We start from the raw sequence: 14,995 nt of genomic DNA, 5'->3' as shown, positions 1-14,995 counted from the left end.
CCGCACCATGAACGATGCCTCTTTGCTGCCTCCTGCATTTCTTTTAAAACTAAGCTCACGCCAAGATGCGGTGCAACGCGTGGCGGCTTTGCGTGCACTGGGCCCCGTGGTGTTTACCAATGGCGTGTTTGATGTGTTGCACCGTGGGCACGCCTCGTATTTGGCGCAAGCCCGCAGCGTGGGCGGTAGTTTGGTGGTGGCACTCAACAGCGATGCCTCTGCACGCCGTTTGGGCAAAGGGCCAGACCGCCCCCTCAACAACGAGCTAGACCGTGCCGCCTTGATGGCCGCTTTAGAGTCCGTGAGCTTGGTGACGTGGTTTGACGAAGACACCCCCCTTGAGCTCATCTCTGAGTTACGCCCGGATGTGTTGGTCAAAGGTGGCGACTACGACATGAGCCAACTCGCCGAGACGCAAGTGGTGCTGGCCTACGGTGGCCGCGCCCAAGCGATTCCGTTTGTCGACGGTTACTCCACCACAGCGCTGGTCAAAAAAATTCGTCAAGGTTAGTGGCCGAACACGGCGAGCCAAAGCGACTGAATGGCGGCACATTCTTTGTCTAGCTCGGTGCATGGCACTTGCGTTGGCTGCTCGTCCAAGCGCGCGCGGTGTTGCACACGGCGTAATTCACGGTAAGCGCTGCCTGCTGCTTCGCCCACACCCACGGGCAACAAGCCCGATTGTTCAGCGTTCAATAACAAAGCAATGTTGCCCACGTTGGCCAACAGCGTAGGTTGTTGATGCGCATGGGCCAGGACCAAGAACTGCACAGCAAACTCCACATCCACCATGCCGCCAGCGCTGTGCTTGACGTCAAACAAATTGGGTTTCACGGGATGGGCGCTGCGCATCTTGTCGCGCATGGCCACAATTTCTTGGCGCAAGGCCGCCACGTCGCGCTTGGCATTGATGACACTGGCACGCACGCTGTCAAAGCGTATTTTGAGGTCGGCCGCACCGAGGCAAAAACGCGCCCGCGTCATAGCTTGGTGTTCCCATGTCCAGGCTGTGTTGTCGCCGCGCTGGCCTTGGTAGTCGGCATAGGCGTCAAAAGTGGACACCAGCAAACCCGAGCTGCCGTTGGGGCGAAGCGCGGTGTCAATCTCGTACAAATCGCCGTCGCCCGTTTTCACGGTTAGCCAGTTGATGAGCTTGCGCACATAGGCTGCGTAAATTTCGCCCGCACGTTCGTGTGCGTCTTCATACACAAACACAATGTCCAGATCGCTGCCGTAGCCCAGCTCTTTGCCGCCCAACTTGCCATAGGCGAGGATGGCAAATTGCGGCTCGTCGCGATGGCGTTGTTTGAAGTGTTGCCACACCCAACGGCTGGTGATCTTAAGCAGGCTGTCGGCCAAGGCGCTTAAATCGTCAGCCACTTGTTCCACTGTGATGCGGCCTTCCACGTCACGCGCCAGGGTGCGAAACACCTCGGCGTGGTGGGCGCGGCGCAACAGGTTGAGCAAGGTTTCTTCGTCTGCTTGGCCGGTGGATTGCAACGAGGCCAAGCGCCGCTCTAGCTCTTCTTCAAACTCGGCTGGCACAAAGCGTTCGGCCAATAAGGCCTCGCCTGCCAGCTCATCAATCACGCCGGGGTGTTGCTGCAAATACTTGGCGGGCCAACGCGCTAAGCCGAGCAAACGCATGAGTTGCTCATGCACACGCGGGCGCTCGATCAACAAAGCCAAATAGCTTTCTCGCCGCAGCAGAGGCTCCATCCAATCGCTCCAACGCACGGCCGCTTCTTCAGTGATGCGGCCGTCTTCGATCCACGCATTGGTACGCTGCAAAAGCTTCAACAAGCGCTGCACGCTGTCATCGCGTAGGGCGCGGATGAGGGGCTGTTCACACCAGTGCATCACGCGCTCTCGCAGGCGTGCATTTAAGTCGGGCAGCAAGGAAGTTAAGTCCACATAGTCTTGCTTGGGTGTGCAGCTGTTGCAGTCGCCGTTGCCGCTGTGCTCGGCCTTATCGCCCAAGCCCAGCAAGCGGTCAAACTCGTGGGCCACCAGTTCACGGTGCGCATCAAGCTGGCTTAAGAAATCGCAGCTGTCGCCAAAGCCCAGGGTCAGCGCCAGCCAGTTCAGGTCTTGGTCGTGGGTGGGGAGTGCATGGGTTTGTTGGTCGTCCAAGTACTGAATGCGGTGCTCGACCTGGCGCAAAAACACATAGGCCTTGGCCATGGCTTCTGCAGTGGCCGCGGGCATGAGGTTGGCTTGGCTCAGGCGTTGCAATGCTTGCAACGTGGGTCTCGTGCGCAGCTCGGGAAACTGCCCGCCGCGCACCACTTGCAGCAGCTGAACCGTGAACTCAATTTCACGAATGCCGCCGCGTGACAGCTTCACATCATTGGCCCGCTCTGGCCGTCCCGCGCTTTGCGTGATCGCGTGTTTGCGAATTTGCTGATGCAAGCTGCGCAGCGACTCAAACACGCGGTAGTCCAAATAACGCCGAAATACAAAAGGCAGCACGGTGTCGCGCAACTCAAAAGCATTGGCTTTGGCACTGAAAGGCGCAACCACGCGGCTCTTGAGCCATGCAAAGCGTTCCCATTCGCGTCCCTGTACCAAGAAATATTCTTCCAAGGCTTGGCGCGACACCACGCTGGGGCCAGAGTTGCCGTTGGGGCGTAGCGCCAAGTCCATGCGAAAAACAAAGCCGTGGTCAGTGTTATCGCCGATCAAGGCGTAAATGAGTTTGACGGCTTTGGCAAAGTAGTCGTGGTTGCTGATGCGCCCACGTCCGTCGGCCTGACCCGTGGTTTCGCCGTCTTCGTCGTACACATAGATCAGGTCGATGTCGCTAGACACATTCAGTTCGCGTGCGCCAAATTTGCCCATGCCAACAATCCACAGCACTGCTCGCTCGCCGCTGGGCGCGATGGGTATGCCGTGGTTGGCGTCCAGTTGGGTTTGGGCTTCTTGAAAGGCAATGTCAAGGGTGAACTCACCCAGCTTGGTCACAGCGCGGGTGACCACTTCGAGGCTGGCGCCTTGCTCGCAGTCCATCACCACCAAGCGCTCCATGACCAGCTGGCGTAGCATGCGTAGGGCATCAGCGCAGTGGTAGGTTTTGCGTAGCGCTTTAAAACAGGTCTGCATCGTGTCCAATACGGGCGCACCTTCGGGCAGCAAATGCAATTCATTCGCATAGCGACGCCGCAGGCGCTGGACGAGGCGCGAATAAGTACTCAGATTGGGCACAGAGGAGGGGATAATTCCGGTCACGTTGCTAGCACCATGAAACATTTGTCAGACCCTGTAAATCCCACCCCTGAAAACCTCGCTGCTGATTTGAAAACCAAGTCAGCTTGGCGACGTGCGCTTCACTGGGCTTTGGGTTTGCTGGCGTTTGCTGGGGTGGCGGTATGGCTAGCTTGGAGCGCTTTGCATATTTTCATTGTGCCCCGAATTGGTGACTACCGAGAAGCCCTGCAGCATCAAGCCACTCGCGCTTTGGGGTTGCGCGTAGAAATCGGCAGCATCAGCGTCCAAGGCGGCTGGTGGATGCCAAGCTTTGAACTCAACCGCATTCAATTGTTCGACCGTGAAGGTCGAGAGGCTTTGAGTTTGCCCCGTGTGCTGGCGGCGGTGTCGCCGCGCTCCGTGTTGTTGGGCCAGCTAGAGCAGCTCGAGATTGAACAACCCGAGTTGGAAATTCGCCGCGATGCCACCGGCCATGTGTGGGTGTCGGGCATAGACACGGGCGTAGCGGGTGATGGCCAGGGTGCTGACTGGTTTTTTTCGCAGCCCAAACTGGTGGTGCGTGGTGGCTTGATTCACTGGCGTGACGAGAGCCGCCCCTCGGCTGCGCAAGCCAGCGCACCCGTGTTGACGCTGCAAGGCGTTGACCTGACATTCAAGAATCAGTGGTTGCAACACGAGATGCGTGCCGACCTCACACCGCCCGAGGCGTTGGGTCAACGGTTTTCTGTGCGTGGAAAGTTTCATCAGGTCCCTTGGCAGCGCGCAGGCGACACCACGCAGTGGTCGGGCGAGGTGATTGCTGATTTGCCCTATGTCAATCTCGCCACTTTGCGTCAATGGGTGTCGATGGACAGGGGCTTGTCTTTGCAAGAGGGCCGCGGGGCGTTACACGTTCGAACCGATGTCAAAAAAGGCGCCCCTGTGGGCGTGTCGGCGGACGTGGCGTTGGACGCGGTGGACGCCCGTTTGGGGGCCGATTTATTGCCATTGTCTTTGCGTCGTGTGCAAGGCCGAATCGCGGCGCAGTGGCAAAACGGTGAGGTCGAAGTCAGCAGTCAAAACTTGATGTTTGACACCCAAGAGGGCGAGCACTGGCCGGGGGGTGTGATGCGCTTAAGCTGGCGCGGCGATACGTTTGAATCAGGCACCCTGAATGCCGACCGCTTGGACTTGGAGGCTCTTGCACAAGTCAGCCAACGTTTGCCTTTGCCAGAAGCGTGGCGTGCGCTGCTGTCGCGCGTGCAACCGCAAGGCCAAGTCGAGCAGCTCATTGCCACATGGCAACACACCCAAGACGCCTTGTTGAACTTCAGTGCCAAAGGTGAAGTGCGACAGTTAGAGATGCGGCGCGACCCCTTGCCCGACAGTCCCTTGGCTCACATGCCGGGCCTGCAGGGCACGCAGCTTGAATTTGACCTGACGCACAAAGGCGGCAAAGCAAGCGTGAACATTCTTAACGGCAGCGTGACCTTGCCCGTGGGGTTGGACGAGCCTCGCATTGCCTTAGAAGAAGCGTCGGCTCACATGGTTTGGCAAAACACAGGTGATGCGTTGGCGGTGCAGTTCACCCAAGGCCGCTTGGCAAATGCGGACTTGGCGGGCCAATTCAGCGGCAATTGGAAAACAGGCGAAGCCCAATCACGCTTGCCAGGTGTGTTGGATTTAACCGCCACGCTGAGCCGCGTCAAAGTGGCGCAAGTGCATCGTTACTTGCCCAACACCTTGCCAGCCGATGTGCGCGCCTACGTGCGAGATGCGGTGCAAGCGGGAGATGCCAGTCGTGTGACGATGCGTCTGAGGGGTGACTTGCACGACATGCCATTTGATAACCCAGCCTTGGGCGAGTTCCGCATCGTCGCGCCGGTGACGCACGTTAAATACGCCTACGTGCCTGCTCCCGAGCCTTCTAAAGCCAAAACAGCGCCTGCGCCAGCCTGGCCTGCGCTGACCGAATTGAACGGTGAGTTGGTGTTTGACCGCGGCACTTTGCAGTTCAAAGGCAACACGCAGTTGGCTGGCGCTCCTCAACTGACATGGCAGAAAGTGGTGGCAACGATTCCAAAATTGGACGCGCCCGTGGTCAGCGTGACGGGTGAAGCGCAAGGGCCCATGACGCAAATGTTAGAGGTGATTGCCAAGTCGACCCTCAACGATTTAACGGGCGCGGTGTTAAGTAAAAGCCAAGCCACGGGTGATGCGAATTACAAATTGGCCTTGACCTTGCCGATTGATCAATTGACCAAGTCGAAGGTGCAAGGTAGCGTGGTGTTTGCCGACAACGGCTTGCAAGTGATGCCTGGGACGCCGGTGCTCAATCGCATGCGAGGCACCTTGCAGTTCAGCGAGCAAGGCTTTCAACTCAAATCACTTCAAGCCCAGTTATTGGGCGGCGATGCGGTGTTGGAGGGCGGTTTGTCGATTGCCGTGAAAGACGGCCAATCGCCCTTGCAACTCAAAATCCGCGGCAATTTGACAGCCGAGGGCCTGCGACAGGCGCGTGAGCTTGGCCTTGTCTCGCGCCTTGCGCAGCGCGCCACGGGTACCTCCAGTTACAACGCAAGCTTGGGCCTGCGCCGCGGCCAGCCTGAGCTGCTGATTACCAGCGACCTCAAAGGCATGGCCTTGAATTTGCCCGCCCCTTTGACCAAGCCCGCGGCTGCAAAGATGCCCCTGCGCATCGAGTCGCAGCTCACGCGTGAATCTTTGCAGCCCAAGGCGCGCGTGATGCAAGACCAAATCAGCGTGACCTTAGACAGTGTCGCGTCGGTCATGTATGTGCGCGATCTAAGCGGGCCACGCACGCGGGTTTTGCGCGGCGGCATTGCATTGGGCCAATCGGTGACGAACGTGGCGCCCTTGCGCGACAACGCGGTGAGCCTGAGCCTGCAGCTGCCAGCGCTGGATGTGGATGCTTGGCAGCTCGCACTCACGCAACTGACGGGCACGTCGCCTATGGCGCGCAAGTCGACCTCTAAAGTGATGGTGGGCAGCGAGGCCAGCAGTGACGAGGCGCAAGACTACATGCCCACCATGATTACCTTGCAAGCCGATCAAATCAAAGCGACAGACCGCCTGATCAACAAAGTGGTGGTAGGCGGCACGCGTCTGGGAGACACGTGGCGCTTGAACATCAGCGCCGATGAGCTCAATGGCTCTGCCGAAGTGCGACCCTCCAGCGGCAGCGTGCCTGGGCAGCTTTATGCACGCTTGGCTTATCTGAATATTCCTCCGAGTTTGGTGGCCGATGTCGAACGCTTGTTGACCGAGCAGCCCAGCAGCATTCCCGGCCTTGACATCGTGGTGAATGATTTGACCTTGCGCGGCAAAAAACTAGGTCGGTTTGAGATTGAAGCCGTCAACCGTGTGGGTGCCAACGCCGTGCGTGAATGGCGTTTGAATAAATTCAATGTCACATTACCCGAGGCCAGCTTGACTGCCTCCGGCAACTGGGCGACCGAGGGCCCCGTGTTGCGCCGAACTCAATTTAACTTTGTGATGAACATCCGTGACAGCGGCGACTTGCTTGCGCGCTTAGGCACGCCCGGCGCAATTCGTCGTGGCGAAGGACGTTTAGAAGGCCAAGTGTCTTGGCAGGGCTCGCCCATCACCTTGGACTACGCCAGCATGAACGGCAAGATGCATTTGGCGATAGAAAAAGGGCAGTTCTTAAAGACCGAACCAGGCGCTGCTCGCTTGCTGGGGGTGCTCAATTTGCAAGCCTTGCCGCGGCGTTTGACCTTGGATTTCAGCGACCTGTTCAGCGACGGCTTTGCCTTTGATTTTGTGCGTGGCGATATTGGCATTGACCAAGGCGTGGCATCCACCAACAACCTGCAAATGAAGGGCGTGGTGGCGGGCGCTTTGATTGAGGGCAGCGCCGACTTGGTGCGTGAAACCCAAAAACTCAAAGTGGTGGTGGTGCCTGAAATCAATGCGGGTACCGCCTCGCTGTATGTGGCCACCATCAACCCTTTGATTGGTTTGACCACTTACTTGGCACAAATGATTTTGAGCAAACCCTTGGTGCGAGCAGGTACCAATGAGTTTTTGGTAGATGGCACTTGGACCAACCCACGGGTGACCAAGGTCGACTGATGCTTTTCCCCCTTGTGCCTCGCACACGCCGCCGTGTTTTGTGGGCGGCTCTGGTCATTCTGGTGCTGTCGATGTTCAGCACCTTGGTGTGGTTGGCGGGCCGTTATGAAGTGACGCAAGTACAAAGCCAAATTGAGCGCGATGCCGCAGATGCGGTGGGTGACATTCGCACGGCCCTGACCCGCAATGTGCAAAGCTTGCAGGCCTTGCAATATGCCGAAAATGCCACCGTGCCATGGACGCAAGAGGCCACCACCATGCTGCGTGAACGCCGTGAATGGTTGCGTTTGGAGTTGCGCGATACCGATTTGCGTGTGCTCAGCAGCGTGGACACCCCCTTTCGTGCACCCCCCTTCAATCGTTTTGGACGTGCAGTGATGCAGCCCGAAGTGGTGCAAGCCTGCAACGTGGCCCGCCGCCAAAGCGGCCCTGGGTATGGTGCCAGCGCCTATGTGCCGCAAGCCGATGGCTTGGGCTTGGAAATCATGGATTTGTGCTTGCCGGTGTTCACCGATGGCGTGTTGACCGGCTACACCGTCGCCTCTTACGCCTTGGGCGAAATCTTGGTCAACATGGTGGGTCCGCAACTCACCCGCAGCCAAGAGGTGTCGTTCACCGAATCAGATGGCACGCGCTTGGCCATGCACGGCACGGCGAGCCGTGGCACGCGGGTTTTCATTGCCAAGCAGTTGTTGGATTTGCCCGGCCACACCATGGTGCTGCGAATGGACAGTTGGCGCGGTGCGCCCGATCTGTTCCCCAATGTGCTGACCGCCTTGGTCACAGCCATGGCCATGGCGCTGGTCACCGTGCTGGTGATGCTGGCGCGAGACATGCGCCGTCGCCAACGCGTAGAGCTGGACTTGGCCGATGCCTTGGCGTTTCGCAAAGCAATGGAGGACTCCCTTGTTACAGGCCTGCGTGCGCGTGACAGCGAGGGGCGCATCACCTATGTCAACCCCGCGTTTTGCGAAATGGTGGGGTTTGAGGCCAAAGAGTTAATTGGCCAAAGCATTCCTGCACCCTATTGGCCGCCTGAGATGGTGGACGAATACGGGCAACGCCAAGCCCTGCGTTTGGCGGGCAATGCGCCGCCGCGCGAGGGCGCTGAATCGGTGTTCATGCGCAAGAGCGGCGAGCTTTTTCCAGTGATGATTTTTGAAGCTCCCCTCATCAACGCCATGGGCGAACAAACGGGCTGGATGGGGGCTGTTTTGGATGTGAGCGAGCAACGCCGCGTTGAAGAGATGTCGCGTGCCAGCCAAGAGCGTTTGCAAGCCACGGCGCGTTTAACTACCGTGGGCGAAATGGCCTCGCTCTTGAGCCATGAGCTGAATCAACCCTTGGCCGCTATTTCTAGTTACGCCACCGGTAGCATGAACTTGCTGAAAGACGCGGCACTCAAAGACCCGCAACTGGCGGAGACCTTGAGCAGCGCCATTCAACGCATTGGTCAACAGGCCGAGCGAGCAGGTAAAGTGATAAAAAGCGTGCACGATTTTGTGCGCCGTCGAGACCAAGCGCGCGAGGCCGTCAGCCCCCGCGCGTTGCTGGATGACGTGATGCCCCTGGTGATTTTGCAAGCCCGCAAACTCGGTGTGCGCGTGGTGGTGAACTGTCCGTCGGATTTGCCAGCCGTCTTGTGCGATCGCACCATGGTGGAGCAGGTGTTGTTGAACCTCACGCGCAACGGCATGCAAGCCATGGCCGATGACACGCCGCATAAAGTGTTGACCTTGGCGGTGCGCCTCGCAACCGCCCAGGCCAGCAGCCGGTGGTTGGAGTTTTCGGTGGCCGATTTGGGTCATGGCATTCCAGAGGGCGTGGTCGAAAAACTCTTCACGCCGTTTTTCACCACCAAGCAAGAAGGCATGGGCTTGGGTTTGAGCTTGTGCCGCACCGTGGTGGAGCAGCATGGTGGGCTCTTGCGCTTTCAGCCGAATCTTCCTTGCGGCACTGTGTTCAGTTTTACCCTGCCACAATCTTGAATTCAGGCCCCACACATGCAACCCTCAGAAGACGCTTTGGTATTTATTGTTGATGACGACGCTGGCGTGCGCGAAGCCTTGGCGTGGCTGCTGCGCTCACGTCGCTTGCCCAGCCAATCGTTTGAGAGCGCCGATGCGTTTGCTGAGTTTTTGAGCCCCATCCGTTTGGCTTGGCAGCCCAGCCAGCCTGGTTGTTTGCTGCTTGACGTACGCATGCCTGGCATGAGCGGACTGGCTTTGTTTGAGCAACTCATCGAGCGCAAGTTGCTAGATGTCCTGCCCGTGATCTTTCTGACGGGTCACGCCGACGTGCCGACGGCCGTGGACTCGGTCAAGCGGGGGGCATTTGATTTTTGTGAAAAACCGTTCTCCGACAACGCGCTGGTCGACCGCGTCGAGCAAGCCTTGGCCCGCTCTGCCCAAACCCTTCAAGTGCTGCGCAGCAAACAAAGCATGCAACACCACTTGTCCGATCTCACCGAGCGTGAGCGCGACGTGATGCATTTGGTGGTCGAAGGGTTGCCCAACAAACTGATTGCAGATCAGCTCGACATCAGCGTGAGGACGGTGGAAGTGCACCGCGCGCGCGTGTTTGACAAGATGAATGTGAAGTCGGCTGTGGAGCTGGCCAACTTGTTACGCGGCGAGTGAGCTACTTGTCTTCTTTGGCCGCCTCTTTTTGCGCCGCTTCGTGTTCAGCTTCAGTCTCTGCGCGGCCTGAAAACATGGTCCACCACACGATCAACACCAGGATGCAACCAGCGCCCAGCGCTTCTAGCAAAATTAACAACATGAGACACATCCTTTGGCGTTTGACAGGTGTCCTGATTGTAGGAAGCTTGGTGGCGTGCGGCACATCGCGGCAAGCGCCCGTGAGCGACTATGGCCGCCCCCCATCCTTGCCTGCGCCAAAAACGCCTGCGGATTTGCCCCGTACCACGGGCAGCTTGGCTGGCACACCGGGCACGCCCAGCCCTCAGCAAAGCTACCGCAGCCGCTGGGTCGCGGTCTCATGGAGCGATGTGCCCGGTTGGCAAAACGACCCGCTGCAAGACGCATGGAACGCGTGGTTGCAAAACTGCGTGCGTCCCGGCCCTTTATTTGCGCCGCTGTGCCAAGACGTGCGCCAGCTCATGCTGGGCAGCGACGCTGACCGCCGCCTCTGGATGATGAGCCGCTTGCAGCCCTACCGCGTCGAGACACTCGACGGCGCGGTGGAGGGTTTGCTCACCAGTTATTACGAGCCCTTGTTTGATGCTTCAGCGCAGATGCGCCCTGGCTTTGAAGTGCCTTTGTATGCGCCGCCCGAGGGCTTGACTGAGGCCCGCCGCACGGGCCGCCCGTGGTTCAGTCGCCAAGAGATCGACAACCATCCACCAGCGCTTGAAGCTCTGCGTGGCCGAGAAGTGGCCTGGCTGGCTGACCCCATTGATGCTTTGGTGCTGCACATCCAAGGCTCGGGCCGTGTGCGCATGGCCAACCCCGATGGCAGCATGCGTGTGGTGCGCTTGGCCTTTGCGGGATCGAACGAGCAGCCTTACCAAAGCGTAGGGCGTTGGTTGCTAGACCGTGGCCTCATTCGCGACGCCTCGTGGCCAGGCATCAAAGCGTGGATCGTCAGCACCCAACAAAGCAACCCGCGCTTAGTGCAAGAGATGTTGTGGAGCAACCCGCGCTATGTGTTTTTTCGCGAAGAGGTGCGAAGCGCCGCCGACGCTGATCTTGGGCCCCGAGGCGCGCAAGGGGTGCCGCTTACGGCAGGCCGATCGATCGCGGTGGACAAAGACTCCATCCCCTATGGCACGCCGGTGTGGCTGACCAGCACAGGGCCCAATGGCAATTTGCAACGCTTGGTGTTTGCGCAAGACACCGGCAGCGCCATCGTTGGGGCAGTGCGGGCCGATTACTTTGCAGGCACAGGCCTAGAGGCGGGTGACTTTGCAGGCCGCATGAAGCAGGGCTTGCGTTTGTGGGTGTTGTGGCCTAAGTGATCAAGGGTTTTTATGTCCCTCAAGTTCCTGCAAGACCTGAGTTTGCGTCCTAAACTCATAGTGCACCGCCGCTGATTTAGGAGTCCCCATGAACGCCCCCCTGCCCGAGCACATTCGCCGCGCACTCGACACCGTGACGCTGGACGACAAATACAGCCTCGACCAAGGCCGCGCCTTCATGAGTGGCGTGCAAGCGCTGGTCAAGCTGCCTATGTTGCAGCGCCAACGCGATGCGCTGCAAGGCAAGAACACGGCGGGTTTTATCAGTGGCTATCGCGGCTCACCGCTGGGCTCCTACGACCAATCCCTTTGGAAAGCCAAGCCTTACCTTGAAGCGCAAAACATTGTGTTTCAGCCGGGTGTCAACGAAGAGCTGGCCGCCACCGCACTGTGGGGCACGCAGCAACTCGGCTTTGCGCCCGCAGGCAGCAACAAGTTTGACGGTGTGTTTGGCATTTGGTACGGCAAAGGACCCGGCGTAGACCGTTGCTCGGATGTGTTCAAACACGCCAACATGGCGGGCACTACCCCTTGGGGCGGCGTGCTGGCAGTGGCGGGTGACGACCATGTGGCCAAAAGCTCAACAGCAGTTCACCAAAGCGACCACATTTTTAAAGCGTGCGGCACGCCGGTGTTCTTTCCAAGTAGCGTGCAAGAAATTTTGGATTTGGGTCTGCATGCCATTGCCATGAGCCGCTTCAGCGGCGTGTGGTCGGGCATGAAGACGATCCAAGAAATTGTGGAATCCAGCGCCACCGCCGTGATCGACCCGCACCGGGTGAACATCGTCATTCCCGAATTCGAAATGCCTGTGGGCGGTCTGCACATTCGCTGGCCCGACACTGCACTCGAACAAGAAGCCCGTTTGTTTGACTACAAGTGGTACGCCGCCCTCGCCTACGTGCGTGCCAACCGCTTGAACTACAACGTGATTGAGGGCCCGAACGATCGGCTGGGTTTGATTGCCAGTGGCAAGGCGTTCAACGACACGCGCCAAGCGCTGCTCGATTTGGGGCTGGACGATGCGACCTGCCGCCGTCTTGGCATCCGCTTGCACAAGGTGGCGGTGGTGTGGCCGCTGGATGCGCAGCTGACGCGCGAGTTTGCCAAGGGTTTGCAAGAAATTTTGGTGATCGAAGAAAAGCGTCAAGTCATTGAGTACCAACTCAAAGAAGAGCTTTACAACTGGCGCGCCGATGTGCGGCCCAATGTGCTGGGCAAGTTCAATGAAATCGAGAGTGTGGACGGCTTGGGCGGGCAAGGCCCCTTCGGTGGCGGTGGTGGCGAGTGGTCTATGCCCAACCCAAGTGCCAACACTTTGTTGCGAGCCAATGCCGACCTCAACCCCGCTCTCATTGCCAAGGCTATTGCACAGCGCGTGCTCAAGCTTGGCGTAGATGCCGACACCACCGCTCGCATCCAAGCGCAGCTGGCCATCATCAGCGCCAAAGAAACGCAGATGCAAACCGTCACGCTCAAGGCCGACCGCATGCCTTGGTTTTGCTCGGGTTGCCCGCACAACACTTCCACCCAAGTGCCCGAAGGCTCGCGTGCGATGGCGGGTATAGGCTGCCACTTCATGGTGTTGTGGATGGACCGCGATACGCACGGCTTCACGCAAATGGGCGGCGAAGGCGTGCCGTGGGTGGGCCAACAACCGTTTGTGAACGACACACACATTTTTGCCAACTTGGGCGATGGCACGTATTTTCACAGCGGCATTTTGGCGATTCGCCAAAGCATTGCAGCAGGCGTGAACATCACCTACAAGGTGCTTTACAACGATGCGGTGGCGATGACGGGCGGTCAGCCTGTGGGCGAGCGGGCAGAAGGACATTCGGTGCTTCAAATCGCGCAAAGCATGAAAGCCGAAGGCGCACAACGCATCACCGTGGTGACGGATGAGCCCGAGAAATATGAAGGTGTAGGTTTGGTGGAAGGCGTGGCCGTGTTCCACCGCGATGAGCTAGACCGAATCCAGCGAGAAATGCGCGAGATCAAAGGCTGCACCGTCATCATTTACGACCAGACCTGTGCCACCGAAAAACGCCGCCGTCGCAAGCGCGGCACCCTTGCTGACCCCGCCACACGCGTGCTGATCAACGAGCTGGTGTGCGAAGGCTGCGGCGATTGCGGCGTGCAAAGCAACTGCATGAGCGTAGAGCCACTCGAGACCGAGTTTGGCCGCAAGCGCACCATCAACCAAAGCACGTGCAACAAAGACATCAGCTGCGTCAAAGGCTTTTGCCCCAGCTTTGTGACCGTGGAAGGCGGCAGCTTGAAGAAGAAAGCCAAGGGCGTGTCACGCATTGAATTGCCCGCGCTTGAATTGCCTGAGCCCACATTGCCCGACACCACCCAAGCGTGGGGCATGGTGGTAGCGGGTGTGGGCGGGACGGGCGTGATCACGATCGGCCAGTTGCTGGGCATGGCCGCGCACATCGAAGGCAAAGGCATCGTCACGCAAGACGCGGCGGGCCTCGCGCAAAAAGGCGGCAGCACATGGAGCCATGTACTCATCGCCAATCACCAAGACGACATTCGCACCACCCGTGTGGGCGTGGCAGCGGCCGACTTGGTCATTGGCTGCGACCCCATCGTGGTGGCGGGTAAAGAGACTTTGCAGCGCATGCGCGCAGGCCGCACCCATGTGGCGCTCAATGCGCACAGCGCTCCCACGGCAGCGTTTGTACGCAACGCCAATTGGCAAAACCCGGGTGAAGAATGCGTGGCCGCCATCGTGCAGGCCGTGGGCGCAGAGGGCGTGGGCACCTTTGACGCCGACCGCGTGGCCACCCAAGTGCTGGGCGACAGCATTTTTGTGAATCCCATGATTTTGGGATTTGCCTGGCAAAAAGGCTGGGTGCCTTTGGGCCGCGAAGCTTTGATGCGTGCTATCGAACTCAACAACATGGCGGTGGCGCAAAACAAAGCCGCGTTTGAATGGGGTCGCCATTGCGCCGCGCATTGGGACGAGGTGCAGGTTTTGCTTGCACCTTCGCACGTGGTGGAGTTTCACAAGCCCAAGGGCGTAGACGCTTTGATCGAGAAGCGCCGCGAGTTTTTGGTGGCCTACCAAAACAGTGCTTATGCCGACACCTATTTCAAGCTAGTAGAGCGTGTGCGCCTCAAAGATGGTGCGTTGCACAAAACCACACTGACCGAAGCCGTGGCTCGCAACCTGTTCAAACTCATGGCCTACAAAGATGAGTACGAGGTGGCGCGCTTGCACACCGATACCGCTTTTTTACAAAAAATCGAGGGCATGTTTGAAGGCGACTTCACGCTTAACTATCACTTGGCCCCGCCGCTCATTGCCAAGACCAACGCCAAGGGCGAGTTGCAAAAGCAAAAGTTTGGACCTTTCATGTTGACGGGGTTCAAGTTGCTGAAGCACTTCAAGGTGCTCAGAGGCTCTGCCCTAGATGTGTTTGGCTACACCGACGAGCGCCGTACCGAGCGCGAGCTCATTGGGCAATACCTGGACAGCGTGGAGATGGTGCTGGCCGAGCTCAGCACCAGCAACCATGCCTTGGCGGTGGAGATGGCGCGAATACCTGAGCAAATCAAAGGCTTTGGCCACGTCAAAGCCCGCCACTTGGCGGCTGCGCGTGAGAAGTGGGAAGCCTTAAAAGTGCAGTGGGCCACCCAGCATTAAGGTGACAAAACAGCCGCATACAATCCGCGGTTGGCCTGTTGGGGCGTTTTGTACCC

Annotated in this window: 8 protein-coding genes; 6 read left to right on the top strand and 2 right to left on the bottom strand. The window is 58.7% G+C overall.

All coding sequences use genetic code 11. The features are described from left to right. Window positions 1-7: 7 nt before the first annotated feature. Window positions 8-511, top strand: a complete 504-nt coding sequence (gene rfaE2 / locus ABWP81_RS03185) for a D-glycero-beta-D-manno-heptose 1-phosphate adenylyltransferase (protein ID WP_353139324.1) — start codon at window positions 8-10, stop codon at window positions 509-511. On the opposite strand, the gene glnE is transcribed toward rfaE2, so the two are convergent. Next, window positions 508-3,249, bottom strand: a complete 2,742-nt coding sequence (glnE, locus tag ABWP81_RS03180) for a bifunctional [glutamate--ammonia ligase]-adenylyl-L-tyrosine phosphorylase/[glutamate--ammonia-ligase] adenylyltransferase (protein WP_502905505.1) — start codon at window positions 3,247-3,249, stop codon at window positions 508-510. The two genes, rfaE2 and glnE, sit on opposite strands and share 4 nt — an antisense overlap. On the opposite strand from glnE, the gene ABWP81_RS03175 reads away from it, so the two are divergent. The 3 genes from ABWP81_RS03175 to ABWP81_RS03165 are packed head-to-tail and all read left to right on the top strand — an operon-like array spanning window position 3,241 to window position 9,941. Beyond that, window positions 3,241-7,302 (top strand): YhdP family protein, encoded by a 4,062-nt coding sequence (locus ABWP81_RS03175; RefSeq protein WP_353139318.1) that lies wholly within the window; start codon window positions 3,241-3,243, stop codon window positions 7,300-7,302. The genes glnE and ABWP81_RS03175 overlap by 9 nt on opposite strands. Further along, window positions 7,302-9,290, top strand: coding sequence for a two-component system sensor histidine kinase NtrB (locus tag ABWP81_RS03170; protein WP_353139315.1), 1,989 nt, complete (start codon window positions 7,302-7,304; stop codon window positions 9,288-9,290). Before ABWP81_RS03175 ends, ABWP81_RS03170 begins: the two co-directional genes overlap by 1 nt. A gap of 15 nt (window positions 9,291-9,305) precedes the next feature. Next, window positions 9,306-9,941, top strand: coding sequence for a response regulator transcription factor (locus tag ABWP81_RS03165; protein WP_353139312.1), 636 nt, complete (start codon window positions 9,306-9,308; stop codon window positions 9,939-9,941). A 1-nt stretch (window position 9,942) separates the two neighbouring features. Here ABWP81_RS03165 and ABWP81_RS03160 read toward each other — a convergent pair whose 3' ends face one another. Then, window positions 9,943-10,083: a hypothetical protein gene (locus ABWP81_RS03160; RefSeq protein ID WP_353139309.1), complete on the bottom strand. Its 141-nt coding sequence runs from the start codon at window positions 10,081-10,083 to the stop codon at window positions 9,943-9,945. Between ABWP81_RS03160 and mltA the strand changes: the two genes are divergently transcribed. Together mltA and ABWP81_RS03150 are read left to right on the top strand one after the other, a co-directional pair. Further along, entirely contained in the window at window positions 10,016-11,281 is a 1,266-nt protein-coding gene (mltA, locus tag ABWP81_RS03155; RefSeq protein WP_353139306.1) for a murein transglycosylase A, read from the top strand. The genes ABWP81_RS03160 and mltA overlap by 68 nt on opposite strands. A gap of 88 nt (window positions 11,282-11,369) precedes the next feature. Further along, the gene (locus ABWP81_RS03150) at window positions 11,370-14,939 is read left to right on the top strand and encodes an indolepyruvate ferredoxin oxidoreductase family protein (RefSeq protein WP_353139303.1); all 3,570 of its coding nucleotides are present in this window, start codon (window positions 11,370-11,372) and stop codon (window positions 14,937-14,939) included. Window positions 14,940-14,995 lie beyond the last annotated feature (56 nt).

Origin of the sequence: Limnohabitans sp. (genome assembly GCF_040401135.1) — a bacterium.
GTDB lineage: Bacteria > Pseudomonadota > Gammaproteobacteria > Burkholderiales > Burkholderiaceae_C > Limnohabitans.
The sequence above is the reverse complement of the archived record's forward strand: the minus strand, read 5'-3'. Positions and strand labels throughout refer to the sequence as shown.

Bases quoted from the DNA above. Each gene is read 5' to 3' on its own strand.
- mltA (WP_353139306.1), top strand. From the start codon at position 10,016: ATGGTCCACCACACGATCAACACCAGGATGCAACCAGCGCCCAGCGCT.
- ABWP81_RS03175 (WP_353139318.1), top strand. From the start codon at position 3,241: ATGAAACATTTGTCAGACCCTGTAAATCCCACCCCTGAAAACCTCGCT.
- ABWP81_RS03150 (WP_353139303.1), top strand. From the start codon at position 11,370: ATGAACGCCCCCCTGCCCGAGCACATTCGCCGCGCACTCGACACCGTG.
- ABWP81_RS03160 (WP_353139309.1), bottom strand. From the start codon at position 10,083: ATGTTGTTAATTTTGCTAGAAGCGCTGGGCGCTGGTTGCATCCTGGTG.
- ABWP81_RS03170 (WP_353139315.1), top strand. From the start codon at position 7,302: ATGCTTTTCCCCCTTGTGCCTCGCACACGCCGCCGTGTTTTGTGGGCG.
- glnE (WP_502905505.1), bottom strand. From the start codon at position 3,249: ATGTTTCATGGTGCTAGCAACGTGACCGGAATTATCCCCTCCTCTGTG.
- rfaE2 (WP_353139324.1), top strand. From the start codon at position 8: ATGAACGATGCCTCTTTGCTGCCTCCTGCATTTCTTTTAAAACTAAGC.
- ABWP81_RS03165 (WP_353139312.1), top strand. From the start codon at position 9,306: ATGCAACCCTCAGAAGACGCTTTGGTATTTATTGTTGATGACGACGCT.